This is a genomic window from Streptomyces sp. NPDC026575 (genome assembly GCF_055567415.1).
In genome coordinates this window covers 57,352-83,267 of the sequence record NZ_JBVHQM010000017.1, presented here as the reverse complement: position 1 = coordinate 83,267, position 25,916 = coordinate 57,352, and the positions used below count along the sequence as shown (strand labels likewise).

The following is a 25,916-nucleotide window of genomic DNA, read 5'->3' as shown; positions in this document are numbered from 1 at the left end:
AGTGCTCGCCATGGCTGATCTTTCGCGGCGGGGGCTGCTCCGGGGCATGGGCGCAATGGGTGTGACGGGGGCGCTGGGCGCCATGACCGGATGCGGGGTGCCGCCCGCGTACGTCGAGGCGGCGGACCGCGCGGGCCCGGACCGCTCGGCGGGCGACCACCGGCTCGTCTTCGCCAACTGGCCGCTGTACATCGACGTCGACGACCACGACGAAGAGCGCCGGCCCACCCTCGACGCGTTCGAGCGGCGCACCGGGATCTCCGTCGCGTACAGCGAGGAGATCAACGACAACGACGAGTTCTTCGGCAAGATCAGCCCGGCGCTGATGAACCATCAGCGCACCGGCCGCGACCTGATCGTCATCAGCGACTGGATGTGCGCCCGCTTCGTCCGCCTGGGCTGGGTCCAGGAGATGGACCGCAGCGCCCAGCCGCACGTCGCCCGCTACCTCGATCCGCTGCTGCGCACCCCGCACTTCGACCCGGGCCGTACGCACTCGGTGCCCTGGCAGTCCGGCATCACCGGCATCGCCTACAACCGCAGGAAGCTCGGTCGCGAGATCCGGCACACCGCCGACCTGTGGAAGAACGACCTGCGCGGCCGCGTCACCCTGCTCTCCGGCCTCGACGAGGCGTTCGCCCTGCTGATGCAGGGCAACGGCGTCGACATCACCCGCTGGACCGGCGACGACTTCCACCGCATGGCCGACCAGCTCCGCGCCCTCGTCCGCAAGGGCCACATCAGGCGCTTCACCGGCAACGACTACATCAAGGACCTGGACTCCGGGGACGTGCTCGCCGCGCAGGCCTACTCCGGCGATGTGATCCAGCTCCAGGCGGACAACCCCGACATCGAGTTCGTGGTGCCGGAGGAGGGGGCCGAACTCTGGGCGGAGAGCCTGATGATCCCCAACCTCGCGGACCACAAGCGCAACGCCGAGCGGCTGATCGACCACTACTACCGGCCGGAGGTCGCCGCCGACCTCGCCGCCTGGGTCAACTACGTCTGCCCCGTCCCGGCCGCGCGCGATGTGCTGGCCTCGTCCAAGGACAAGGAGCGCGCCGAGCTGGCCGAGGACCCGCTGGTCTTCCCCGACGACGCGATGCGCAAGCGACTGGCCATCGCCCGGGACATCACCTCCAAGGAGCGGACGGAGTTCGCCAAGGAGTGGAACGGGATCGTCGGGCTGTAGGGGCTGTAGGGCCTGCCGTCACCTTCCGTCCGGCGCGCACCGCCGCCGACCGGCAACGGTGCGCCGGACGGGCGGCGGCGATCGGCCGCGGTCACACCCCGGGCGTCACCGGGCCGCGCCAGGACGCCGTGTACGCGTCGATCTCGGCCGACAGCCGGGCCTTGGCGGGGGCGTCCATGAAGGAGGCCGCGACGGCGTTCTTGGCCAGGGCGGCCAGACCCGTGGTGTCCAGCCCCAGCAGACGGGCGGCGACGCCGTACTCGGTGTTGAGGTCGGTGCCGAACATCGGGGGGTCGTCGCTGTTGATGGTGACCAGGACGCCGGCCTCGACCATCTCCTTGAGGGGGTGCTCCTCCAGGGTGCGCACCGCGCGGGTGGCGATGTTGGAGGTGGGGCAGACCTCCAGCGGGATGCGGTGCTCGGCGAGGTGCGCCAGCAGCTCGGGGTCCTGGGTGGCGCTGGTGCCGTGGCCGATGCGCTCGGCGCGCAGGTCGCGCAGCGCGTCCCAGATCGTGCCGGGGCCCGTGGTCTCGCCGGCGTGGGGTACGGAGTGCAGCCCGGCGGCGATCGCGCGGTCGAAGTACGGCTTGAACTGCGGGCGGGGAACGCCGATCTCGGGGCCGCCGAGCCCGAAGGACACCAGGCCCTCGGGCTGCAGGTCGCAGGCGATCCGGGCGGTCTCCTCGGCGGCCTCCAGGCCCGCCTCGCCGGGGATGTCGAAGCACCAGCGCAGTGTCACGCCCAGCTCGGACTCCGCGGCCTTGCGGGCGTCCTCGATGGCCTCGACGAACGCGGCGTCGGGGATGCCGCGGCGGGTGGAGCTGAAGGGCGTGACGGTCAGCTCGGCGTAGCGGATCTGCTGGCGGGCCATGTCCCGGGCGACCTCGTACGTCAGCAGGCGGACGTCCTCGGCGTCGCGGATCAGGTCCACGACGGAGAGGTAGACCTCGATGAAGTGCGCGAAGTCGCGGAAGCTGAAGTAGTCGGCCAGCGCCTCGGGGTCGGTGGGGACAGCCGAGTCGGGGTGCCGGGCGGCCAGCGCGGAGACGATGCGCGGTGAGGCCGATCCGACGTGGTGGACATGCAGCTCCGCCTTGGGCAGGCCCGCGATGAAGGCATCGAGATCGGACAACGGATCCTCCTGGTCGGTGGGTGGTGGGGGGTGCGCGGAACGGCCTGGCCATGCTATGCGCGCCCGGGGTGGCCGGTGGCCGCAGGGCGGGAACCGGCCGTCGGCCACCGGCCGGTCTGCCGACGTGCCGGCGTCGCCGGCCGCTCCCGCCGGCCCGCGCCCTACTCCTGCCTGCCGGCCGGCTCCCGCAGCCGCCGGCGGGCCTCCATCAGCGCGAAGCCCAGCAGATTCAGCCCCCGCCAGCGCGCCGGGTCCAGGGCGCGCTCGTCGTCGGCGGCCAGGCCGATACCCCATATCCGGTCCAGCGGGCTGGCCTCGACCAGCACCCGGGTGTGCGTGCCCAGCAGGAACTCCCGCAGATCGGCGTCCTGCCCGAACTTGTGCAGACTGCCCTCGACGACCAGGTCGTAGCGATGCCGCCGCCAGGTCTCCTCGTCGAAGCCGCGGACCCGGCGCCCATAGGACTTGGCCTGTTCGGGGTGGCCCGCCGCTATCGCGCCCCGCTCCGCCTCCGCGTCGCCGAACAGCCGGGCCTTTCCGGCCATCATCCAATGCTCGGCGGTGGCATAGCGGACACCGTCGACCGTGAAGGGGGAGGGCCACCACTGGCTGAAGCAGCTCGCGCCGAGGCTGCCGTCCCGCCGGGGGCGGTGGCCCCAGAAATAGAGGTATTTCATGCGCTTTCCGGCGGCGGTCGCGCGGCGCAGCTCCTCGACCGAGCGCGGCCCGTCCGCGACCTGCCCGGCCGTGGCGCTCTCGCCGGCCCCCGTGTTGTCGTGCATCATGCCGGGATTCTGTCAGCGGGCACTGACAACGTGTCGGGGTGGCTGCTGGGAAAATCGCAGAATTCGTCGCGTAACCAAAAGGCAACAACGGAATCACTTGTTGAGGGTGCTTTCCTCTGTCAAGATCGGCCATCAATTCCGGAAGTAGCTACGCCAGGCAGTGCCGCTGAGCGGCCCCGGCGCCCGGCGGAGGAGAGCACCATGGACCACCGATTCGATGTCACCGAGCGGTTCGCCGAGGGCGCGCAATTCATCGCGGGCAGCCTCCGCAGCGGCAGCTCCGGCCGTAGCCAGGACGTCGTCGACCCGGCGACCGGCGAGACGGTGTACTCCTACGAACTCGCAGGTACGGAGGATGTGGACGCCGCCGTGGCGGCCGCGGAGCGGGCCTTCGCCGAGTGGGGCACAGCCACCCCGGGTGAGCGCTCCGACACCCTGCACCGCTTCGCGGCGGCGCTCGCCGAGGACGCCGCCGACCTCGCCTTCGCCGAATCGCTGAACTGCGGAAAGCCGATCAAGCTCAGCAACGAGTTCGATGTGCCGGGGTCGGTCGACAACGCGGCGTTCTTCGCCGGCGCCGCCCGCCACCTGGAGGGCAAGGCGGCCGGCGAATACAGCGCCGACCACACCTCCGTCATCCGCCGCGAGCCCATCGGCGTCGTCGGCTCCATCGCGCCGTGGAACTATCCGCTGCAGATGGCCGCCTGGAAGGTGCTCCCGGCGATCGCCGCGGGCAACACCATCGTCCTCAAGCCCGCCGAGATCACCCCGCTGACCTCGCTGCTGTTCGCGCAGGCCGCGCAGCGCGCGGGGCTGCCGGACGGTGTGCTCAACATCGTCTCCGGGGCGGGCCGGGACGCTGGCGAGCACCTGGTGGGCCACCGCTCGGTCGCGATGACCTCCTTCACCGGCTCCACCGCCGTCGGCAAGCGCGTCGCCGAGATCGCCACCGGCACCGTCAAGCGGCTGCATCTGGAGCTCGGCGGGAAGGCCCCCTTCGTGGTCTTCGACGACGCCGACCTGGAGGCCGCCGTCCACGGCGCGGTCGCCGGCGCCCTGATCAACACCGGCCAGGACTGCACCGCCGCCACCCGCGCCTACGTCCAGCGCCCGCTCTACGACGCGTTCGTCAGCGGCGTCGCCGACCTGATGGCGACCGTACGGCTCGGCGACCCCTTCGACCCGTCCACCGACCTGGGCCCGCTGATCTCGCACGCCCAGCGCGACCGGGTGGCCGGTTTCGTCGACCGGGCGCGCGGCTACGCCACCGTCGTCACCGGCGGCGAGATCCCCGCGTTCGGCGACGGCAGGCTGGCCAAGGGCGCCTACTACCGGCCCACGCTGATCGCCGACGCCGCGCAGGACAGCGAGATCGTGCAGGCCGAGATCTTCGGCCCGGTGCTGGTCGTGCTGCCCTTCGACAGCGACGACGAGGGCATCGCGCTGGCCAACGACACCCCCTACGGGCTGGCCGCCTCCGCCTGGAGCCGGGACGTCTACCGCACCGGCCGCGCCACCCGCGAGATCAACGCGGGCTGCGTCTGGGTCAACGACCACATCCCGATCATCAGCGAGATGCCGCACGGCGGCGCCAAGGCGTCCGGTTTCGGCAAGGACATGTCGGCCTACTCCTTCGAGGAGTACACGCAGGTCAAGCATGTGATGTACGACAACACCGCGGTCGCCAGGAAGGACTGGCACCGGACGATCTTCGGGGACCGCCCGTAAGCGACCCGGCCTCACCGAGCCCCCACAGGCCCGCCCCCACCCGGGCCCCACCCCTGCGGCCAGCGCCGCGCGGCACCGTCACCACCGGCCGAGCGCCGGGCTCACCCCCGAAAGGGCACCGCGCATGGAGCACCACGAGCAGCCCGAACCCCTGTCCCCGGCCGAACTCGCCGCCGTCCGCCGCAGCGCGACCAACGGCCGGCTGGCCATGACCCGCCGCACACTGCTGCGCGCGGGCAGCGCCATGGCCGTCGCGGCCGGCGGCCTGGGGGCCCTCGGCGCCTGCGGCATCCCGCCCGCGGGCCGTACGGACGCCGGCAGCACCGCGGACCACTCCCGGGCGGAGAAGCGCCTGAACTTCTCCAACTGGACCGAGTACATGGACGTCAGCGACAACGGAAAGCGCCATCCGACGCTGGACGCCTTCACCCGGCGCAGTGGCATCGCCGTCAAGTACACCGAGGACATCAACGACAACGACGAGTTCTTCGGGAAGGTCCAGGCGCAGCTGGCGGCCGGCCAGGACACCGGCCGCGATCTGGTCGTGCTCACCGACTGGATGTGCGCGCGGATGATCTCCCTCGGCTGGATCCAGAAGCTGGACACGGCCAATCTGCCGCACGCCTACGCCAACCTCGCACCGCAGTTCCGCGACCCGGCCTGGGACCCGGGCCGGGCGCACTCCTATGTCTGGCAGGGCATCCCGGCGATCATCGCGTACAACAAGAAGGCCACCGGCGGCCGGAAGGTCGACTCGGTGAGCCAGTTGCTGGAGGACCCGCGGCTCAAGGGCCGGGTCGGCTTCCTCTCCGAGATGCGCGACAGCGTCGGGCTGACCCTGCTGGACATGGGCAAGAGCCCCGAGGACGTCACCGCGGACGACTTCGACGCGGCGATAGCCCGGCTCCAGAAGGGCGTCGACGCCAAGCAGATCCGCCGCTTCACCGGCAACGACTACACCACCGACCTCGACAAGGGCGACCTCGCCGCCTGTGTCGCCTGGGCCGGCGACATCGTCCAGCTCCAGAGCGACAACCCGGACATCGAGTACGCCATCCCCGAGTCCGGCTACATGACCTCCACCGACAACCTCATGGTGCCGAACAAGGCCCGCCACAAGCAGAACGCCGAGCGGCTCATCGACTACTTCTACGAGCCGAAGGTGGCCGCCCGGCTCGCGGCGTACATCAACTACGTCTGCCCCGTCGACGGCGTGCGCGACGAGCTTGCCAAGATCGACAAGAAAGCGGCGGACAACCCGCTGATCCTGCCGGACAAGGAGATGGCCGCCCGGTCCCACTCCTTCCGCGCGCTGAACGCCAAGGAGAGCAAGGAGTTCGCCCAGAAGTTCTCCGACCTCACCGGCGCCTGAGCCGCCCCGAGACCTGGGCCCCACGATCCCACCAGGCCCGCCCGAGCCGTTTCGCCCTCCGACCCACGGGACGACCGACATGACCCACTCCGCGACCCCCCAGAGCAGCGGCGGCGACGTCCGCCTCCACGGGATAAGCAAGACCTACGGCTCCTTCACCGCCGTTCATCCGCTCGACCTGACCGTCCCCGCGGGCTCCTTCTTCGCGCTGCTGGGCGCCTCGGGCTGCGGCAAGACCACCACCCTGCGGATGATCGCCGGACTGGAGGAGCCCACCACCGGGACCGTCGAGCTGTCGGGCCAGGACGTCACGGCCCTGCCGCCCTACAAGCGGCAGGTCAACACCGTCTTCCAGAACTACGCGCTCTTCCCGCACCTGGACATCTACGAGAACGTCGCCTTCGGGCTGCGCCGCCGCGGCATCAAGTCCGTCAAGAAGCAGGTCGAGGAGATGCTCGACCTCGTCCAGCTCGGCCCGATGGCGCGCCGCAAGCCGCAGCAGCTCTCCGGCGGCCAGCAGCAGCGCGTCGCGGTCGCGCGGGCGCTGATCAACCACCCCCAGGTGCTGCTGCTCGACGAGCCGCTCGGCGCCCTCGACCTCAAGCTGCGCCGCCAGATGCAGCTGGAGCTCAAGCGCATCCAGACCGAGGTCGGGATCACCTTCGTGCACGTCACCCACGACCAGGAGGAGGCCATGACGATGGCCGACACCGTGGCCGTGATGAACGGCGGCCGGGTCGAGCAGCTCGGCGCCCCCGCCGACCTCTACGAGAACCCCGCCACCACCTTCGTCGCCAACTTCCTGGGCACCTCCAACCTCATCGAGGCCGAGGTCGTCGAGGCCGGCGGCGAGGAACTGCTGCTCGCGGCCGCCGGCGCCAAGCTCCGGATGCCCGCCGCCCGATGCAGCGCGGCGGCCCGCACGGGCGGCAAGGTGCTGGCCGGCGTACGGCCGGAGAAGGTCGCGCTGAAGCACACCGACGACGCCGGGGCCTGTCCCGACGGCCACAACCGGCTGCCCGGCCGCATCAAGGACGCCAGCTTCATCGGCGTCTCCACGCAGTACGTCGTCGACGTGCCGGGCCTGGGCGAACTCGCCGTCTACGAGCAGAACATCGAGCGCGACGGCCGCCTCGTGCCCGGCGCGGAGGTCCTCGTGCACTGGAACCCGGCGCACACCTTCGGACTGGACGCCGCCCAGGACATCCAGGCCGGCGCGGACCTCGACGAGGAGGCCGCGTGACCCTCACCGAGACCCCCGTGCCACCGGACCGGCAGACCGAGTCCGCGCCCCCCAAGGCGCACCGGACGCCCGCCCGCAAGCGGCTCGTGCCCTACTGGCTGCTGCTGCCCGGCATCCTGTGGCTGCTCGTCTTCTTCGCCGCCCCGCTCGTCTACCAGGCGTCGACCTCGATCCAGACCGGCTCCCTCGAAGAGGGCTTCAAGGTCACCTGGCACTTCGCCACGTACTGGGACGCGCTCGGCGAGTACTGGCCGCAGTTCGTCCGCTCCGTGGGCTACGCCGCGGTGGCCACCGCGCTCTGCCTGCTCCTGGGCTACCCCCTGGCCTACCTCATCGCCTTCAAGGCGGGCCGCTGGCGCAACCTCGTGATGATCCTGGTCATCGCCCCGTTCTTCACCAGCTTCCTGATCCGCACGCTGGCCTGGAAGACGATCCTGGCCGACGCCGGACCGGTCGTCGGCGTCCTGAACTCCCTGCACGTGCTGGACGTGACCAGCTGGCTGGGCGTCACCGAAGGCCACCGGGTGCTGGCCACCCCGCTCGCGGTGGTCTGCGGACTGACCTACAACTTCCTGCCGTTCATGATCCTGCCGCTCTACACCTCGCTGGAGCGCATCGACCCGCGCCTGCACGAGGCCGCCGGCGACCTCTACGCCCGCCCGGCCACCACCTTCCGCCGGGTCACCTTCCCGCTGTCCATGCCCGGTGTCGTCGCCGGCACCCTGCTCACCTTCATCCCGGCGGCCGGTGACTACATCAACGCCGAACTGCTGGGCTCCACCGACCAGAAGATGATCGGCAACGTCATCCAGTCGCAGTTCCTGCGGGTCCTGGACTACCCGACCGCGGCCGCCCTCTCCTTCATCCTCATGGCGGCCATCCTCGCCATGGTCACGATCTACATCCGCAAGTCCGGGACGGAGGACCTGGTCTGATGGCGGCCACCGAAACGACGGCAACCCGACCGACCGCGGCCACGGCCGCCCGCCCGCCCGGCAAGGCCCTGCGCTGGCTGCGCCGCAACATCGTGGTGATCGCGGGCCTGTGCACGCTGGGCTATCTGATCCTGCCCAACGTCATCGTGCTGGTCTTCTCCTTCAACAAGCCCAACGGCCGCTTCAACTACCAGTGGCAGCGCTTCTCCACGGACGCCTGGGCCGATCCGTGCGGGGTCGCCGACCTGTGCGGCTCGCTGGGGCTGAGCCTGCAGATCGCCCTGTGGGCCACCCTCGGCGCGACCGCGCTCGGCACCATGATCGCCTTCGCGCTGGCCCGCTACCGCTTCCGCGCGCGGTCCTCCGTCAACACCCTGATCTTCCTGCCGATGGCCATGCCCGAGGTCGTCATGGCCGCCTCACTGGCGACCCTCTTCCTCAACATGGGCATCCAGTTCGGCTTCTGGACGATCCTCATCGCGCACATCATGTTCTGCCTGAGCTTCGTCGTCACCGCCGTCAAGGCACGCGTGATGAGCATGGACCCGCGGCTGGAGCAGGCCGCCCAGGACCTCTACGCCTCCCCGGTGCAGACCTTCCTGCGGGTGACGCTGCCGATCGCCGCGCCCGGAATCGCCGCCGGCGCCCTGCTGTCCTTCGCCCTGTCCTTCGACGACTTCATCATCACCAACTTCAATGCCGGCTCCACCGTGACCTTCCCCATGTTCGTCTGGGGATCGGCGCAGCGGGGCACGCCCGTTCAGATCAATGTCATCGGTACGGCGATGTTCCTGGTCGCCGTGCTGTGCGTAGTCGTCGGCCAACTGGCCGGGAACCGCCGCAACAGGCGCAAGAGGAGCTGAGAACCATGGCACGAGCTGCCATGAACCCGTCCCCCGTCCACGCACTCGCGGACGCCTCCCCCACCCCCTTCTGGCTGGACGATCCCGCCCGCCCCGAGGCCCTGCCGGCCCTCGTCGGCGACGAGACCTGCGATCTGCTGGTGGTCGGCGGCGGCTACTCGGGACTGTGGACCGCGCTGATCGCCAAGGAGCGCGACCCGCAGCGCGATGTGGTGCTCGTCGAGGGCGCCGAGATCGGCTGGGCCGCCTCCGGGCGCAACGGCGGCTTCTGCGCCGCCTCCCTCACCCACGGCCTCGGCAACGGCCTGGCCCGCTGGCCCGGCGAACTCGCCACGCTCGAAGAGCTGGGCATCCACAACCTCGACGCCATCGAGGACGCGGTCGCCCGCTACGGCATCGACTGCTCCTTCGAGCGCACCGGCGAGATCGACATCGCCACCGAGCCCCACCAGATCGCCGAGCTCAAGGAAGCCGCCAAGGACGCCGCCGAGCTCGGGCTGGACCGGCACACCTTCCTCGACCAGGACGAACTGCGCGCCGAGGTCGACTCACCGACCTTCCGCGCCGGCCTGTGGGACCGCGACGGCGTCGCCATGCTCAACCCCGCCCGCCTCGCCTGGGGCCTGAAGCAGGCATGCCTCGGCCTCGGCGTGCGCATCTACGAGCGCACCCGCGCCACCAAGCTGGCCTCCGAAGGGCTGGGCATGGCCGTCCGCACCCCCTACGGGCGGGTCTTCGCCCGCCATGTCGCGCTCGGCACCAACGCCTTCCCGTCCCTGGTCAAGCGGGTACGCCCGTACATCACCCCGGTCTACGACCACGCGCTGATGACCGAGCCGCTCTCCGAGGAGCAGCTCGCCGCCATCGGCTGGAAGAACCGCCAGGGCCTCTCCGACAGCAACAACCACTTCCACTACTTCCGCATCACCGCCGACCACCGCATCCTGTGGGGCGGCTACGACATCGTCTACCGCTACGGCGGCGGCGTACGGGCCGAGTACGACCACCACCCGGCCACCTACGAGAAGCTCGCCCGGCACTTCTTCCGCTGCTTCCCGCAGCTGGAGGGCCTGCGCTTCAGCCACGCCTGGGGCGGCGCCATCGACACCTGCTCCCGCTTCTCGGCCTTCTTCGGCACCGCGCACGCCGGCCGGGTCGCCTACGCGGCCGGGTACACCGGGCTCGGCGTGGGTGCCACCCGCTTCGGCGCCGAGGTGATGCTCGATCTGCTCGCCGGGGAGCGCACCGAGCGCACCGAACTGGAGATGGTCCGCAGCAAGCCGCTGCCCTTCCCGCCCGAGCCGCTGCGCTGGGCGGGCATCGGCATCACCCAGTGGTCGATGACCCGCGCCGACACCCACGGCGGTCGCCGCAACCTGTGGCTGAAGGGCATGGACAAGCTGGGCCTGGGGTTCGACAGCTGACACAAGGGACGGGCGGACGCGATGCGTTGACGCTCGCCGGGGGCGCGTGGCGGTGGTTGCGCGCCCTCGACGGGTCGCCCCGCGGCCGCCCGCCCGCTCCGCCGGACCGGCCGACCGCGTCAGCGTCCGCCGCCCGCCGCACCGCCGTCGTGCGCCGCACCGCTGTCGTCCGTCGCCCGGTCCCACCGGCCGCACACCGCGCACCACGCCGCGAGCAGCACGCCGGCCAGGCACCAGCTGCCGAGTACGTCCAACGGCCAGTGGTAGCCGCGGCGCACCAGCCCGACGCCGACGCCGAGCGTGAGCAGGACGGCCCCGGCGGCGGGCGCGAGCGTGCGGGCGCGGGTGGCCCGGCTTCCCGCCCGCCCTTGCTGACCCCGGGTCAGCAGCAGCGCGGCCACGCCGTAGGCGACCGCCGCCGTGGCGCCGTGGCCCGAGGGGTAGAAGCCGTCGTGCCCGGCACCGGCCATCGCGGGCGGGCCCGGCCGGGCGAGCCAGAGCTTGAGCGGGGCGACCAGTGCCGGTACCGCGGCCGGTGCCAGCGCGGCGGCGAGCGGCGGCAGCCACCAGCGTGCGACGGGGCCCTCGTGTGTCGCGGCCCGGCTCCTCCCGCGCCACCCCCGCCACGCGGCCCACACCACCACCATCAGCAGCACGGGCACCGCGACCGTCGCATTACCGAGGTCGGCGAGGAACTCGGCGGCGGAGGACGGGATCGCACCGGCGGCGACGGCGCGGCCCAGGCGCTCGTCGAGGGCGCGCAGCGGGCCGTGGCCGGCCACCTGCCAGGTGAGCACGGCGAAGAGGGCCGCACTGGCGAGTGCGACCAGCAGCGGTGAGAGGCGGCGTGGGCCCCGGGCCGAGCGGTCCGGCGAGCCGGGAGAGGACGGGCCGGGAGAGAGCCGGCCGGAAGAAGGGATCGGCCGCCCCGGAACAGGGGGGGTGGTTCCGAGGCGGCCGCGCTGATCGGTGTCCCGCGCGCCCCGGGGGGTATGGGGCGAGCGGACATCCGATCGGTGAGGATTCCCAGAGCCCCCCATTCCAGGGGTTCCGGTGTCGTGCGCGAGGGCACGGCCAGATCGGAGCCGGGGAAGCGCCGACCGGGCGTCGCCCGCAGTCCCCTGCGAGCGGGGTGTTTCTCTCATCTGCAGAAACCGTACGGCACGGCGAGCGCACCGGACAGCCGCATCACCCGGCCGCCATTGGCCCCGCACATCTTCTTCACGCCGTACGTCCAGCTACGCGCGTCCGCCTCGACGGCGGGCGGATCGCCGCCCCCGGGCGGGCGAACGGGCGTGGCCCGGGGCGCGGCACCGGCCGCACCCCGGGCCACGCCGGGAACCCTTCGGCGGACCGCCTGGCCCGCTCTGGATCAGATCTTGGCGAACGCCGCCTCAAGGATGTCCAGGCCCTCGTTGAGCAGGTCCTCGCCGATGACCAGCGGGGGCAGGAAGCGCAGCACATTGCCGTACGTACCGGTCGTCAGCACCAGCAGGCCCTCCTGGTGGCAGGCCCTGGCGAGCGCGCCGGTGGCCTCCGGGTTGGGGTCCTTGGAGCCGGACTTGACCAGCTCGATCGCGATCATCGCGCCGCGGCCGCGGACCTCGCCGATGACGTCGTACTTCTCGGCCATCGCGGTCAGCCGGGCCTTCATGACCTCGCCGATCCGCAGGGCCTTGGCGTTCAGGTCCTGCTCGCGCATGGTTTCGAGGGAGCCGAGCGCCGCGGCGCAGGCCACCGGGTTGCCGCCGTACGTACCGCCGAGACCGCCCGCGTGCGCGGCGTCCATGATCTCCGCGCGGCCGGTCACGGCGGCCAGCGGCAGACCGCCGGCGATGCCCTTGGCCGTGGTGATCAGGTCCGGCACGATGCCCTCGTCCTCGCACGCGAACCACTGGCCCGTACGGCAGAAGCCGGACTGGATCTCGTCCGCGACGAAGACGATCCCGTTCTCCTTCGCGAAGTCGGCGATGGCGGGCAGGAAGCCCTTCGCCGGCTCGATGAAACCGCCCTCACCGAGCACCGGCTCGATGATGATCGCCGCGACGTTCTCCGCGCCGACCTGCTTGGTGATCTGCGAGATGGCCTGCTCGGCGGCCTCCTGCGCGCAGTTCTCCGGGCCGGTCAGCCAGCGGTAGGGGTAGGCGAGGGGGACGCGGTAGACCTCGGGGGCGAACGGGCCGAAGCCGTGCTTGTACGGCATGTTCTTGGCGGTCAGCGCCATGGTGAGGTTCGTCCGGCCGTGGTAGCCGTGGTCGAACACGACCACGGCCTGCCGCTTGGTGTACGCACGCGCGATCTTGACGGCGTTCTCGACGGCCTCCGCACCGGAGTTGAACAGCGCCGACTTCTTGGCGTGGTCGCCCGGGGTCAGCTCGGCCAGCTGCTCGCAGACCTCGATGTACGGCTCGTACGGCGTCACCATCGCACAGGTGTGGGTGAAGTCGGCGAGCTGCGCGGTGGCCCGGCGCACGACCGCCTCCGCGCTGTTGCCCACCGAGGTCACCGCGATGCCCGAACCGAAGTCGATCAGGGAGTTGCCGTCCACGTCCTCCAGGACGCCACCGCCCGCGCGCTTGACGAAGACGGGCAGCACGGCCCCGACGCCGGCGGCCACCGTGGCCTGCTTACGGGCCCACAGCTCCTGCGACTTCGGGCCGGGGATCGCGGTGACGACGCGACGCTCCTGGGGGAGGCCGGGGCCTCCGGACAGTTCGGTCATGGCAGTCTCCTGGGGTGGAACGAGGACGTACAGAGGTCTTTTCTCGCAGGTTAGGGGCGGCCGGGTGGGTCTGGCATGTTCCGTTCGGGAGAAGTGCGCGTGTTGCGTTGTCCGCACCGGACATAGCGAGCGACGACGGCCAGTAGATTGAGCGACGGCGCGCCGGGCAGCGGTGGGCGGGAACGCGGGCATGACAATGGCAGGGCGGCCGCCGACGACACATCAGCCGGCCCGCCCACGCACCAGGCCACGGCTCAAGGGGGACAAGGGCACCGGATGGACACCGAGGGCACGCACGACGCACGTAACACCGCTCACCAGCCGGCCGGCGGTGCGCACCGGTCCGAACCCACGGTGCCGCGCCCCGCGGCGCCACCCGCGGAGTCGGCCAGCGCACCGCGCACACCGCCACCGCCGAGCGCTCCGCCCGGTGTGCCCGCCATGCCCGCGGTCCCGCCCGCCGCTCCGGCCGCCGGGCCCGCCGCGTGCGAGCCGGCGTTGCTGGCCTGGCTGCGCAGTGCCCGGCCAGCGTCGGCGCCGGGGATCTGGACCTTCGGGCACCTCCCCCGGCCCGCGGAGGAGCCCGACCGCATCCCCGGACGGCAGTTGGTCGTCGGCGCGGTCATCTCGTTCCTGTGCGGATGGCTGGTGTGGTCGCTGCTGTGGAACGGCTACCTGGGCGACTACTGGCTCCTGCCGTTGCTCCTGCTGACACCGGATTCCTGGCGGGAGGCCGGCGGCGACCAGATGAACTACGTCTGGGCCGCGTACCTCTACAACGGGCTCGTGGTGGCGCTCCTGGCCACGATCTTCGGCCGCCTGGGCCGCTGGCCCGAACTCGCCCGCCGCTCCCTGGGACCGCTCGTCCGCCGCCTTCGCTCCTCGGCTCCCGCCCCCACGCCCCAGCCCGCCGCCGACCCGGCGCAGTGGCCCGAACTGCGCGCCCACGGTGCCCCGGACGCGGCCGACAAGCTCGCCACCGAGGCCCGCGCCGGCCGGATGAACGATGTGGACGTGGCGCGGATCGAGCGCGCCTGGGGCTCGGTGCGCTCCGGCAGGAACTCCCTGTCCTCCTTCACCGACACCGTGCTCCGGCACGGCGCGGCGGCCTGTGCGCACCCCTCGGGGCAGCGCGACCTGCCCCGCCGGACCGCGCACCACGACCTGCTCGCCCGTCAGGTCCGTATCGGTACCGCCGTCGACCACATCCGCAACCCCTACCAGCACCGCGGGGTCGGCTGCGCCCTGGAGCCGGACCTGCTGGGCACTTCGCTGCTCGCGGTCGGCCCCGCCGGCAGCGGCAAGACCACCCGCGTCGTCAAGCCGGTCGTGGAGTCGATGTGCCTGCAGGCGTTGGCCGGGCAGTGCGCGGTGATCGCGGTCGGGCCGGCCGGATCCGACCTCGGTCCCGATGACGCGTTCGACGTGGTGATCCGGGTCGGCCGCCCGGACCCGGAGTGCGACCTCGATCTCTACGGCGGCACCACCGACCCCGACGAGGCGGCCGGCATCCTGGCCGAGGCGCTGGTGGGTGACCTCGCCGAGCAGCTGCCCGGTGGCGACAGTCGACGCGCGGCCACCGTGCTGGCCCAGTTGCTGGGGCCCTTCCGGGCCGCGCACGACCGCTTCCCCACCGTGCCCGAGCTGCGCGAACTGCTGGACGGCGCGCCCGAGGCGATCGCCGCGCTGCGCACCTGTCTGGAGGACTCCGGCGCCCACACCCTGCTGCGCGAACTGGACGCCCGGGCCCGTCAGTCGCAGCGCGCCGGCGATCTCGCCGTCCTGCTCGCCGACCGCATCGCCCTGCTGGACCGGCCCGCCTTCGCGGCGTACTTCGACCCGACCGGGCGTACCCGCCAGGTCTCGCTGCGGTCCCTCGACCATCCGCTGCGGGTCCGCATCGAACTGCCCGAACGCGGCCATGCGGAGGCTTCCCGGATCCTCGCCCGTCTCGTCCTCGCGCAGTTCACCGAGTGCGCGGTGGCACGTACCGACCGCTCCCTGTTCGCCTGCCTGGTGCTGGACGAGGCCGCGCACACCGTCACCGCCGAGGCGCTGCGCGGACTGCAGCGGCTGCGCTCGGCGAACGCCGGTGTGGTGCTGACGCTGCGCTCCCTGGACGACGTCCGTGACGCGCTGCGCGGCACGCTGCTCGGCGCCGTCGGCTGCCGGATGGCGTTCGCGGGCGTGACGACCTGGGACGGTGCGCGGTTCGCCGAGGTCTGGGGCAAGGAATGGGTGGAGACCCGTGACGTCACCGACCGGCAGATCATCGCCGAGGGCGCCGCGATGAAGGCCTTCCACGTCGTCCGCCACCTGGTCACCGGCAAGGCGGCCACCGCCAAGGCGGTCACCGTACGCACCGTGGAACGCGAGCGCTGGTCCGCCTCCGACCTCGCGAACTCCGTCCCGGCCGGGCATGCGGTGCTGTCGGTGACGTCGGTGGCGGGGGAGCACGCCCCACCCGTCCTAGTAGACCTCCGCTCCTGACCACCCCCTGGCTTCGTGCCCGGATGCCGGTCGTCCCCGGGGGGCCGGCCGGTGTTCTGCCGGTCGGCGGGCGGCCTTGGCCGCGGTGGGGGCTCCCCGGATTCGTCCGCTGAGGCAGAATCGACACGGGCCGTTCATACGGGGCGGTGCACACCATCGGTGGTCGCCCCGGCCATCGCCGTTGTCGAAGCCATCGAAGGTCTCATGCCGCACACCCTCGCTTCCCTGGTCAACCACACCGCGCTCAAGCTGACCGTGCTCGCGGGCGAGGAGCGGCTGGATGTCCCGGTGCGCTGGGCGCATGCCAGTGAGCTGATCGATCCGGTGCCCTACATGGAGGGCGGGGAGCTGCTGCTGATCACCGCGCTCAAGCTGGACGCGGAGGACGCGGAGGCGACCCGCCGGTATGTGCGGCGGGTCGCGGAGGCCGGTGTGGTCGGGCTGGGCTTCGCGGTCGGGGTGAACTACGAGGACGTTCCCCAGCCGCTGGTCGAGGCGGCGCGGGAGCAGGGGCTGCCGCTGCTCGGGGTGCCGCGCAGGACGCCGTTCATCGCGATCAGCAAGGCGGTCTCGGCCGCGGTCGCCGCGGACCAGTACCGGGCGGTCACGGCGGGGTTCGAGGCGCAGCGGGAGCTGACCCGGGCCGCGCTCAGCGCGGAGGGGCCGGCCGAGCTGCTGGCCCGGCTCGCCGCGCATCTGAACGGCTGGGCCGCGCTGTACGACGCGTCGGGGGCCGTGGTGGCCGCCGCCCCGGACTGGGCGGCGCGGCGCGCGGCCCACCTCAAGGACGACGTGGCGCGGCTGCGCGGGCGGCCCGCGCCCGCCAGCTCGGTGGTCAGCGACACCGACGGCGACGACCGGGTGGAGCTGCAGTCGCTGGGGACCGGGCGCCGGGCCCGCGGTGTGCTCGCGGTGGGTACCGGCGCTCCGCTGGGGACGGCCGAGCGCTACGCCGTGCACTCCGCGGTCGCGCTGCTGACGCTGACCACCGAGCGGTCCCGGGCGCTGCAGGACGCCGAGCAGCGGCTGGGCGCCGCGGTGCTCAAGATGCTGCTGGCGGGGGAGCCGGACCATGCGCGGGCGGTCGCGGGACGGCTCTACGGGGGGCTGCTGGACGCCCCGTTCCGGGTGGTGGTCGCCGAGCCCGCGGCGGCCGACGACCAGCCGTCGCCGGGCGAGGCCGCGGCGGCCGGTTCCGCCGGGGTGCTGGACGCGCTCGCCGACGCGATGGACTCCGCCGCCGCCCGGACCGGCGAGGCGGTGCTCGCCGTCCCGGACGGCGACCGGCTGATCGTGCTGGTCGCGGACGGCGGCGCGGCGGCCGACGCCTGCGCCGCGTACGCGGCCGAGGCCGAGGCCCGGGCCGGTGCGCAGGCGCGCTCGGGCGGGCGGCCGGGGCGGGCCGAGGCGGCGCACGGCGGTGCCGGCGTGGCCGTCGGACTGTCCGCGCCGACCGGCCCGACGGCCGCCGCGAACGCCTACCGGCAGGCCGAGCAGGCGCTGTCGGTGGCCCGGCGGCGCGGGCGCGCCCTGGTCGAGCACGAGGACGTGGCGGCCGGATCGGTGCTGCCGCTGCTCGCCGACGACGCGGTGCGGGCGTTCGCGGACGGGCTGCTGCGGGCGCTGCGCGAGCACGACGCGACCGGCCGCGGCGACCTGGTGGAGTCCCTGCGCGCCTGGCTGGCCCGGCACGGCCAGTGGGACGCGGCCGCCGCCGACCTGGGCGTCCACCGGCACACGCTGCGCTATCGGATGCGGCGGGTGGAGGAGATCCTGGGGCGCTCGCTGGACGACGCGGACGTACGGATGGAGCTGTGGCTGGCCCTGAAGGCCACCTCGGCGCCCCAGGGGGAGTAGGGCCCGCCCGCCCGCACGGGGAACCCGCGCCTCCGCCCGCTCCACGGCGGAGAGACACACCCCCTGATTTCTACGCTTCGGACAAACGCCATGGCGGCGCCGCACCCCTACCGTGGTGGCAGACCCACCACCGCACAGCCGCTCGCTGAGCGATGCGCACCACTCACCACTTCTGAAGGGCCGGGTTCCACTGTGCCGATCCCCACTGATGCAGCCCCCACCGCCTTCTGGCTCGCCGGCCGCAAGGCCACCGGCGAGGCCACCTTCGATGTCACCTCCCCCTGGGACGGACGTCTCGTGGGCACGGTGAGCGTTCCCACCGAGGCCCAGGTCGAGGAGGCCGTCGCCGCCTCCGTCGCGGTCCAGGACGAGTTCGCGGCGACCCCCGCGCACGTCCGCGCCGCCGCCCTGGACCATGTGCAGCGCCGGCTGGTGGAGCGTACGGAGGAGATCGCCCGGCTGATCTCCGCCGAGAACGGCAAGCCCATGAAGTGGGCCCGCGGCGAGGTCGGCCGGGCGGTGTCGGTGTTCCGCTTCGCGGCCGAGGAGGCCCGCCGCTTCAACGGCGGCGAGGCCCAGCGCCTGGACACCGACGCGGGCGGCGCCGGCCGGCTCGCGCTGACCCGCCGCTTCCCGCGCGGCACGGTCCTGGGCATCGCGCCGTTCAACTTCCCGCTGAACCTCTGCGCCCACAAGATCGCCCCGGCCATCGCCGCCGGCGCCCCGATCATCCTCAAGCCGGCCCCGGCCACCCCGCTCTCCGGTCTGATCCTCGGCGAGCTGCTGGCCGAGACCGACCTGCCGGCCGGTTCCTGGTCGATCCTCCCGGTGCCCAACGACCGGATGCCGGCGCTGGTCCAGGACGAGCGGCTGCCGGTCGTCTCCTTCACCGGCTCCGAGAAGGTCGGCTACGCGATCCTGGACTCGGTGCCGCGCAAGCACTGCACCCTGGAGCTCGGCGGCAACGGCGCGGCCGTCGTGCTGCCCGACTGGTCCTCCGAGGCGGACCTGGACTGGGCGGCGCAGCGGATCGCCATCTTCTCCAACTACCAGGGCGGTCAGTCCTGCATCTCGGTGCAGCGGGTCATCGCCGACGCGTCCGTGTACGACCGGCTCGTGCCGAAGATCGTGGCGGCCGTCGAGGCGCAGGTCACCGGCGACCCGTCGGACGACGCGACCGAGGTCGGCCCGCTGGTGAACGAGGACGCGGCCAAGCGCGTCGAGTCCTGGGTGGACGAGGCCGTCGAGCGCGGTGCGAAGCTGCTCGCCGGCGGCAAGCGCGACGGCGCCTCCTACGCGCCGACCGTCCTCGCGGACGTGCCCGCCGACGCCACCCTCGCCTGCGAGGAGGTCTTCGGCCCGGTGCTCACCCTCACCAAGGTCGACGGTGTGGACGAGGCGTTCGCGGCCGTCAACGACTCCAAGTTCGGCCTCCAGGCCGGTGTCTTCACGCATGACACCCAGACCGCCTTCCGCGCCCACCGCGCGCTGGAGGTCGGCGGCGTGGTCATCGGCGATGTGCCGTCCTACCGCGCCGACCAGATGCCGTACGGCGGCGTCAAGCAGTCCGGCGTGGGCCGCGAGGGCGTGCGCTTCGCGATGGACGACTACACCTACGAGCGGGTCCTGGTCCTCACCGGCCTGGCCCTCTGACCCACCCCGACCCGGTCCGGACCGGTGGACAGCGACGGCCGTGCCTTGGGCCGTATCACCGTCCGGACCCGGCCGGCGCACCCCCCGGCGCCGGCCCCGACGCGGCGCGCTCCGGCACCCTGTTTCCGGAGCGCGCCGCGTCCCCCTTCACCCGGCATCCACACCCCCGTCCTGCCGGATCTCGACCGTACGGCGCGGACCTGCGCGGTCGCCTCGTGTCGGAGGCGGAGTCGCGGCTGTGCCTTTGGGGGGAGGCGTCCGCGCACGTACAACCAGCGCGGTATGCCGCACCCCCCGAAGGGCTGATGCGGCGGGTCCGGTTCCGGATCGTGCCGGGGCGTATGCGCCGCATGGCCGGGACGCACCGTCCGCCCCGCTCCCTCCCGTACCTCCAGTGGTGCAACCCGCGCGGATCGGGTAACTCTCACAAGTAGCGCTGTCCAGCGGCCGACCGGCCCGCCGGCGCAGAACTGCCGACCCCGCGGCGAGGTGAGCTCCTGATGACCGCTCCATCCATCCGCAACGTTTCCGAGCGCGAAGCACGCCAGGTCGCCGAGGCGGCCCGCGAGCAGGACTGGCGCAAGCCCAGCTTCGCCAAGGAACTGTTCCTGGGGCGCTTCCGGCTCGACCTCATCCATCCGCACCCCACCCCGGCGGCCGACGACGTGCGCCGCGGGGAGAAGTTCCTCGCCACCCTGCGGGACTTCTGCGAGACGGAGGTCGACGGCGCCCGGATCGACCGCGAGGGGCAGATCCCGGACGAGACGGTCGCGGGGCTCAAGGCGCTCGGCGCGCTCGGCATGAAGATCGACCCGAAGTACGGCGGCCTCGGGCTCACCCAGGTGTACTACAACCGGGCCCTGTCGCTGGTCGGCACGGCCAGTCCCGCCATCGGCGCGCTGCTCTCCGCGCACCAGTCGATCGGCGTACCGCAGCCGCTGAAGCTGTTCGGTACCCAGCAGCAGAAGGATGCCTTTCTGCCGCGGCTGGCCCGTACGGACATCTCGGCGTTCCTGCTGACCGAACCCGACGTCGGCTCGGACCCGGCCCGCCTGGCGACGGTGGCCGTCCCGGACGGCGAGGACTACGTGCTCGACGGCGTGAAGCTGTGGACCACCAACGGCGTGGTAGCCGACCTGCTGGTGGTGATGGCGCGGGTGCCCGCCTCCGAGGGGCACAAGGGCGGCATCACCGCCTTCGTCGTCGAGGCCGATTCGCCCGGCATCACGGTCGAGAACCGCAACGCCTTCATGGGGCTGCGCGGCCTGGAGAACGGCGTGACCCGCTTCCACCGGGTACGGGTCCCCGCCGCCCACCGCATCGGCCCCGAGGGCGCCGGCCTGAAGATCGCCCTGACCACCCTGAACACCGGGCGGCTCTCGCTGCCCGCGATGTGCGTGGGCTCCGGCAAGTGGTGTCTGAAGATCGCCCGGGAGTGGTCCGCGGCCCGCGAGCAGTGGGGCCGGCCGATCGCCAGGCACGAGGCCGTCGGCGCCAAGATCTCCTTCATCGCCGCGACCACCTTCGCCCTCGAAGCGGTCGTCGACCTCTCCTCCCAGATGGCCGACGAGAACCGCAACGACATCCGGATCGAGGCCGCGCTCGCCAAGCTCTACGGCTCCGAGATGGGCTGGCTGATGGCCGACGAACTGGTCCAGATCCGCGGCGGCCGCGGCTTCGAGACCGCCGACTCGCTCGCCGCCCGCGGCGAACGCGCCGTTCCGGCCGAGCAGATGCTGCGCGATATGCGCATCAACCGGATCTTCGAGGGCTCCACGGAGATCATGCATCTGCTGATCGCCCGGGAGGCGGTGGACGCGCATCTGTCCGTCGCCGGCGATCTCATCGACCCCGACAAGTCCCTCGTCGACAAGGGCCGGGCGGCGGCCAGGGCCGGTGGGTTCTACGCCCGCTGGCTGCCCAAGCTCGTCGCCGGACCCGGCCAACTCCCGCGCACCTACCAGGAGTTCGGGCGGCTCGCGGAGCATCTGCGGTATGTCGAGCGGACCTCCCGCAAGCTCGCCCGCTCCACCTTCTACGCGATGTCGCGCTGGCAGGGCCGGATGGAGACCAAGCAGGGCTTCCTCGGCCGGATCGTCGACATCGGCGCCGAACTCTTCGCGATGAGCGCCGCCTGCGTACGCGCCGAGCATCTGCGCGAGACCGGTGAACACGGCCGCGAGGCGCAGCAGCTGGCCGACGTGTTCTGCCGGCAGGCCCGGATCCGCGTCGAGGAGCTGTTCGGCCGGCTGTGGACGAACACGGACGAACTCGACCGCAAGGTCGTCTCGGGAGTCCTCGACGGCAGCTACAGCTGGCTGGAGGAGGGCGTCATCGACGCCAGCGGCGAAGGCCCCTGGATCGCCGACGCCACCCCGGGCCCGAGCCGGACGGACAACGTCCGCCGGCCCCTGGGCTGAGCCACCCCGCCGGGGCCCGTCCGCGAAGATCCGCCGGGCGGGCCCCGCACTTGTGCGGCCAGGTGTCCACGGCACCCCGGCGACCGGCCACAATGGACCACATGACGGACTCCCTCGCCCATCCGCTCCTGCGCTTCGAGCCGGCCGCCGGCGACCCCGACGGCCCGCGCCGGATCGTGATCCTCGGCTCGACCGGCTCGATCGGCACCCAGGCGATCGACATCGTGCTGCGCAACCCCGACCGCTTCCGGGTGACGGCGCTCTCGGCCGCCGGCGGCCGGACCGAGCTGCTCGCCGAGCAGGCGCACCGGCTGCGGGTGGCCACCGTCGCGGTGGCGCGCGAGGACGCCGTTCCCGCGCTGCGCGCGGCGCTGGCCGCCCGGTACGGCGCGGGCGAGCCGCTGCCCGAGATCCTGGCCGGCCCCGACGCGGCCACCGAACTGGCGGCCTCCCCCTGCCACACCGTCCTCAACGGCATCACGGGCTCCATCGGCCTCGCCCCGACCCTGGCCGCCCTGAAGGCGGGCCGGGTGCTGGCCCTGGCCAACAAGGAGTCGCTGATCGTCGGCGGACCGCTGGTCAAGGAGATCGCCCGGCCCGGCCAGATCATCCCCGTCGACTCCGAGCACTCCGCGCTCTTCCAGGCGCTGACCGGCGGCGACCGCGCCGAGGTCCGCAAGCTCGTCGTCACCGCCTCCGGCGGCCCGTTCCGCGGCCGCACCCGGCGCGAACTGGCCGAGGTCACGCCCGAGCAGGCGCTGGCCCACCCCACCTGGTCCATGGGCCCGGTCGTCACCATCAACTCCGCGACCCTGGTCAACAAGGGCCTGGAGGTCATCGAGGCGCATCTGCTCTTCGACGTCCCCTTCGACCGCATCGAGGTGGTCGTCCACCCGCAGTCCTACATCCACTCGATGGTGGAGTTCACCGACGGCTCCACCCTCGCCCAGGCCAGCCCGCCCGACATGCGGATGCCGATCGCGCTGGGCATCGGCTGGCCCGAGCGGGTCCCGGACGCCGCCCCGGGCGTGGACTGGACGAAGGCGCAGACCTGGGAGTTCTTCCCGCTCGACGAGGCGGCCTTCCCGTCCGTCCCGCTGGCCCGCCACGTCGGTGATCTGGGCGGCACCGCCCCGGCCGTCTTCAACGCGGCGAACGAGGAGTGCGTGGATGCGTTCCTCAAGGGCGGGCTGCCGTTCACAGGGATTGTGGATACCGTCGCTGAAGTGGTCGCCGAGCACGGGACGCCGGCCAGGGGAACCTCCCTGAGCGTGGCGGACGTCCTGGAGGCGGAGACCTGGGCGCGCGCCCGCGCCCGCGAACTGGCCGCCCGTGCGGCACGGACACCTTCGGAGGCTCGCGTATGACGACCTGGATGACCATTCTCGGCATAGTCGTCTTCGTCGTCGGCCTGCTGTTCTCCATCGCCTGGCACGAGCTCGGCCACCTCTCCACGGCCAAGATGTTCGGTATCCGCGTGCCGCAGTACATGGTGGGCTTCGGGCCGACGCTCTTCTCCCGTAAGAAGGGCGACACCGAGTACGGCATCAAGGCCATCCCGCTCGGCGGCTATATCCGCATGATCGGGATGTTCCCGCCCGGGGACGACGGGAAGCTGCAGGCCCGCTCCACCTCGCCGTTCCGCGGGATGATCGAGGACGCCCGCTCGGCGGCCTTCGAGGAGCTGCAGCCCGGCGACGAGAAGCGGCTCTTCTACACGCGCAAGCCCTGGAAGCGCGTCATCGTGATGTTCGCCGGGCCGTTCATGAACCTGGTCCTGGCGGTCGTGATCTTCATGAGCGTGCTGATGGGCTTCGGCATCAACACCCAGACCACCCAGGTCGGCTCCGTCTCGGACTGTGTGATCTCGGCCGCCGCCAAGACCGACAAGTGCCCCACGGGTGCCAAGGACTCGCCGGCCAAGGCCGCGGGACTGCGCGCCGGCGACAAGATCGTCTCGTTCAACGGCCGCGCCGTCCCGGACTGGGGCACCCTCCAGCAGCAGATCCGCGACACCACCGGGCCCGCGACGCTGGTCGTCGAGCGGCACGGCGTCCGCAAGACCCTGCACGCCGATCTGATCGAGAACAAGGTCGCCAAGACCGACGGGCACGGCGGCTATGTCGCCGGCGAGTTCGTCACCGCCGGGTTCCTCGGCTTCACCCCGGCCAGCGGCGTCGTCCCGCAGACCTTCGGCCAGTCCGTGGACCGCATGGGCAACATGGTCGAGCAGGGCGTCTCCTCGCTGGTCCACCTGCCCGCCAAGGTCCCGGACCTGTGGGACGCGGCCTTCAACGGCGGCGAGCGCAAGCAGGACTCCCCGATGGGCGTGGTCGGCGCGGCCCGGGTCGGCGGAGAGGTCTTCTCGCTGGACATCCCGCCGGAGCAGCGGGTGGCGACCATGCTCTTCCTGGTCGCCGGCTTCAACCTCTCGCTGTTCCTGTTCAACATGCTGCCGCTGCTGCCGCTGGACGGCGGGCACATCGCCGGCGCGGTGTGGGAGTCGATCCGCCGGGCCTTCGCCAAGATCGTCCGGCGTCCGGACCCCGGCCCCTTCGACGTCGCCAAGCTGATGCCGGTCGCCTACGTGGTCGCCGGGATCTTCATCTGCTTCACGCTCCTGGTGCTCGTCGCGGACGTGGTGAACCCCGTGAAACTGACCTGACGGAGATTGTCCACATCACGGGTTCGGCGACGGTCGGGCACCTCCGCGGCGTTTGGAGGTGCCCGACCGTCCCCTTTCGGGGGGCCTCAGGGGAGCGATGTGCCTCCCGCAACCCTTGTGCCGTAACCTCGAAGGCCGGAGCCCGCCGATTCGGGACCTTGATCCATACCTTGGGGTTGCTCGCCAGATGACTGCCATTTCACTGGGAATGCCGGACGTACCGACCAAGCTGGCCGACCGCCGGGTCAGCCGGAAGATCCACGTCGGTCCGGTCGCCGTGGGCGGGGACGCACCGGTCTCGGTGCAGTCGATGACGACGACGCGGACGTCCGACATCGGTGCGACGCTGCAGCAGATCGCCGAGCTGACGGCCTCCGGCTGCCAGATCGTCCGGGTCGCCTGCCCGACCCAGGACGACGCCGACGCGCTGCCGGTGATCGCCCGGAAGTCCCAGATCCCGGTCATCGCGGACATCCACTTCCAGCCGAAGTACGTCTTCGCCGCCATCGACGCCGGCTGCGCCGCGGTCCGCGTCAACCCCGGCAACATCAAGCAGTTCGACGACAAGGTCAAGGAGATCGCCAAGGCGGCCGGCGACGCCGGCACCCCCATCCGGATCGGCGTCAACGCCGGCTCCCTCGACCGCCGCCTGCTCCAGAAGTACGGCAAGGCGACCCCCGAGGCGCTGGTGGAGTCCGCGCTGTGGGAGGCGTCCCTCTTCGAGGAGCACGGCTTCCGCGACATCAAGATCTCGGTCAAGCACAACGACCCGGTCGTGATGGTCAACGCCTACCGCCAGCTCGCCGCCCAGTGCGACTACCCCCTCCACCTCGGCGTCACCGAGGCCGGCCCCGCCTTCCAGGGCACCATCAAGTCCGCGGTCGCCTTCGGCGCGCTGCTCAGCGAGGGCATCGGCGACACCATCCGCGTCTCGCTGTCCGCGCCGCCCGCCGAGGAGGTCAAGGTCGGCATCTCCATCCTGGAGTCGCTCAACCTCCGCCAGCGCCGGCTGGAGATCGTCTCCTGCCCGTCCTGCGGCCGCGCCCAGGTCGACGTCTACAAGCTCGCCGACGAGGTCACCGCCGGCCTGGAGGGCATGGAGGTGCCGCTGCGGGTCGCCGTCATGGGCTGCGTCGTCAACGGCCCCGGCGAGGCCCGCGAGGCCGACCTCGGCGTCGCCTCCGGCAACGGCAAGGGCCAGATCTTCGTCAAGGGCGAGGTCATCAAGACCGTCCCCGAGTCGAAGATCGTCGAGACCCTCATCGAGGAGGCCATGAAGATCGCCGAGCAGATGGAGAAGGACGGCATCGCCTCCGGCGAGCCGACCGTCGCCGTCGCCGGCTGACCCGCGCCGCACCACCGCAGAGCCCCGCCGCCCGCCCCGGGCCGCGGGGCTCACGCATGCTCGATCCGGCCGCCGCCGGGACGGGCGCCG

The 25,916-nt window shown here is 72.2% G+C and carries 19 protein-coding genes; 14 read left to right on the top strand and 5 right to left on the bottom strand.

Going from position 1 to position 25,916, the window contains the following annotated elements; genetic code table 11:
* Nucleotides 1-10: 10 nt before the first annotated feature.
* Nucleotides 11-1,192, top strand: coding sequence for an ABC transporter substrate-binding protein (locus ACZ4NB_RS23685; RefSeq protein ID WP_467664492.1), 1,182 nt, complete (start codon nucleotides 11-13; stop codon nucleotides 1,190-1,192).
* Between the two features lie 91 nt (nucleotides 1,193-1,283).
* Here the strand turns inward: ACZ4NB_RS23685 and ACZ4NB_RS23680 are convergent, their stop codons facing one another.
* Both ACZ4NB_RS23680 and ACZ4NB_RS23675 read right to left on the bottom strand, forming a co-directional pair.
* A complete protein-coding gene (locus ACZ4NB_RS23680; protein WP_467664490.1) occupies nucleotides 1,284-2,432 on the bottom strand; it encodes an adenosine deaminase in 1,149 nt (382 codons plus the stop codon).
* A 53-nt stretch (nucleotides 2,433-2,485) separates the two neighbouring features.
* Nucleotides 2,486-3,109 (bottom strand): NADAR family protein, encoded by a 624-nt coding sequence (locus tag ACZ4NB_RS23675; RefSeq protein WP_467664488.1) that lies wholly within the window; start codon nucleotides 3,107-3,109, stop codon nucleotides 2,486-2,488.
* A 201-nt stretch (nucleotides 3,110-3,310) separates the two neighbouring features.
* Between ACZ4NB_RS23675 and ACZ4NB_RS23670 the strand changes: the two genes are divergently transcribed.
* From ACZ4NB_RS23670 to ACZ4NB_RS23645, 6 genes are all read left to right on the top strand, one after another.
* Complete coding sequence (locus ACZ4NB_RS23670; protein ID WP_467664486.1) at nucleotides 3,311-4,837, top strand: gamma-aminobutyraldehyde dehydrogenase; 1,527 nt, start codon at nucleotides 3,311-3,313, stop codon at nucleotides 4,835-4,837.
* A 124-nt stretch (nucleotides 4,838-4,961) separates the two neighbouring features.
* A complete protein-coding gene (locus ACZ4NB_RS23665) occupies nucleotides 4,962-6,209 on the top strand; it encodes a polyamine ABC transporter substrate-binding protein (RefSeq protein WP_467664484.1) in 1,248 nt (415 codons plus the stop codon).
* Between the two features lie 79 nt (nucleotides 6,210-6,288).
* Entirely contained in the window at nucleotides 6,289-7,452 is a 1,164-nt protein-coding gene (locus ACZ4NB_RS23660; RefSeq protein WP_467664482.1) for an ABC transporter ATP-binding protein, read from the top strand.
* Nucleotides 7,449-8,387 (top strand): ABC transporter permease, encoded by a 939-nt coding sequence (locus tag ACZ4NB_RS23655; RefSeq protein ID WP_467664480.1) that lies wholly within the window; start codon nucleotides 7,449-7,451, stop codon nucleotides 8,385-8,387. Before ACZ4NB_RS23660 ends, ACZ4NB_RS23655 begins: the two co-directional genes overlap by 4 nt.
* Entirely contained in the window at nucleotides 8,387-9,250 is an 864-nt protein-coding gene (locus ACZ4NB_RS23650) for an ABC transporter permease (protein WP_467664478.1), read from the top strand. Before ACZ4NB_RS23655 ends, ACZ4NB_RS23650 begins: the two co-directional genes overlap by 1 nt.
* Nucleotides 9,251-9,255: 5 nt before the next feature.
* Nucleotides 9,256-10,674, top strand: coding sequence for an NAD(P)/FAD-dependent oxidoreductase (locus ACZ4NB_RS23645; protein ID WP_467664476.1), 1,419 nt, complete (start codon nucleotides 9,256-9,258; stop codon nucleotides 10,672-10,674).
* 119 nt (nucleotides 10,675-10,793) lie between these two features.
* Here the strand turns inward: ACZ4NB_RS23645 and ACZ4NB_RS23640 are convergent, their stop codons facing one another.
* The 3 genes from ACZ4NB_RS23640 to ACZ4NB_RS23630 all read right to left on the bottom strand — a co-directional run bounded on the left by ACZ4NB_RS23640 (nucleotide 10,794) and on the right by ACZ4NB_RS23630 (nucleotide 13,839).
* Complete coding sequence (locus tag ACZ4NB_RS23640; protein ID WP_467664474.1) at nucleotides 10,794-11,471, bottom strand: phosphatase PAP2 family protein; 678 nt, start codon at nucleotides 11,469-11,471, stop codon at nucleotides 10,794-10,796.
* A 575-nt stretch (nucleotides 11,472-12,046) separates the two neighbouring features.
* On the bottom strand, nucleotides 12,047-13,396 hold the full coding sequence (gabT, locus tag ACZ4NB_RS23635; protein WP_467664472.1) for a 4-aminobutyrate--2-oxoglutarate transaminase: 1,350 nt from the start codon (nucleotides 13,394-13,396) through the stop codon (nucleotides 12,047-12,049).
* 314 nt (nucleotides 13,397-13,710) lie between these two features.
* Nucleotides 13,711-13,839, bottom strand: coding sequence for a hypothetical protein (locus ACZ4NB_RS23630; RefSeq protein ID WP_467664470.1), 129 nt, complete (start codon nucleotides 13,837-13,839; stop codon nucleotides 13,711-13,713).
* Between ACZ4NB_RS23630 and ACZ4NB_RS23625 the strand changes: the two genes are divergently transcribed.
* From ACZ4NB_RS23625 to ispG, 7 genes are all read left to right on the top strand, one after another.
* Nucleotides 13,838-15,886 (top strand): type IV secretory system conjugative DNA transfer family protein, encoded by a 2,049-nt coding sequence (locus ACZ4NB_RS23625; RefSeq protein WP_467664468.1) that lies wholly within the window; start codon nucleotides 13,838-13,840, stop codon nucleotides 15,884-15,886. The two genes, ACZ4NB_RS23630 and ACZ4NB_RS23625, sit on opposite strands and share 2 nt — an antisense overlap.
* 204 nt (nucleotides 15,887-16,090) lie before the next feature.
* Nucleotides 16,091-17,743 (top strand): PucR family transcriptional regulator, encoded by a 1,653-nt coding sequence (locus tag ACZ4NB_RS23620; protein ID WP_467664467.1) that lies wholly within the window; start codon nucleotides 16,091-16,093, stop codon nucleotides 17,741-17,743.
* A 192-nt stretch (nucleotides 17,744-17,935) separates the two neighbouring features.
* The gene (locus tag ACZ4NB_RS23615; RefSeq protein ID WP_467664465.1) at nucleotides 17,936-19,396 is read left to right on the top strand and encodes an aldehyde dehydrogenase family protein; all 1,461 of its coding nucleotides are present in this window, start codon (nucleotides 17,936-17,938) and stop codon (nucleotides 19,394-19,396) included.
* A 500-nt stretch (nucleotides 19,397-19,896) separates the two neighbouring features.
* Nucleotides 19,897-21,816, top strand: a complete 1,920-nt coding sequence (locus ACZ4NB_RS23610) for an acyl-CoA dehydrogenase family protein (protein WP_467664463.1) — start codon at nucleotides 19,897-19,899, stop codon at nucleotides 21,814-21,816.
* Nucleotides 21,817-21,917: 101 nt separating this feature from the next.
* Nucleotides 21,918-23,183: a 1-deoxy-D-xylulose-5-phosphate reductoisomerase gene (gene dxr, locus ACZ4NB_RS23605; RefSeq protein WP_467664461.1), complete on the top strand. Its 1,266-nt coding sequence runs from the start codon at nucleotides 21,918-21,920 to the stop codon at nucleotides 23,181-23,183.
* Complete coding sequence (locus tag ACZ4NB_RS23600) at nucleotides 23,180-24,481, top strand: M50 family metallopeptidase (protein WP_467664459.1); 1,302 nt, start codon at nucleotides 23,180-23,182, stop codon at nucleotides 24,479-24,481. The genes dxr and ACZ4NB_RS23600 overlap by 4 nt, the downstream gene beginning before the upstream one ends.
* A 187-nt stretch (nucleotides 24,482-24,668) precedes the next feature.
* Nucleotides 24,669-25,826, top strand: coding sequence for a flavodoxin-dependent (E)-4-hydroxy-3-methylbut-2-enyl-diphosphate synthase (ispG, locus tag ACZ4NB_RS23595; RefSeq protein WP_384492577.1), 1,158 nt, complete (start codon nucleotides 24,669-24,671; stop codon nucleotides 25,824-25,826).
* Nucleotides 25,827-25,916 lie beyond the last annotated feature (90 nt).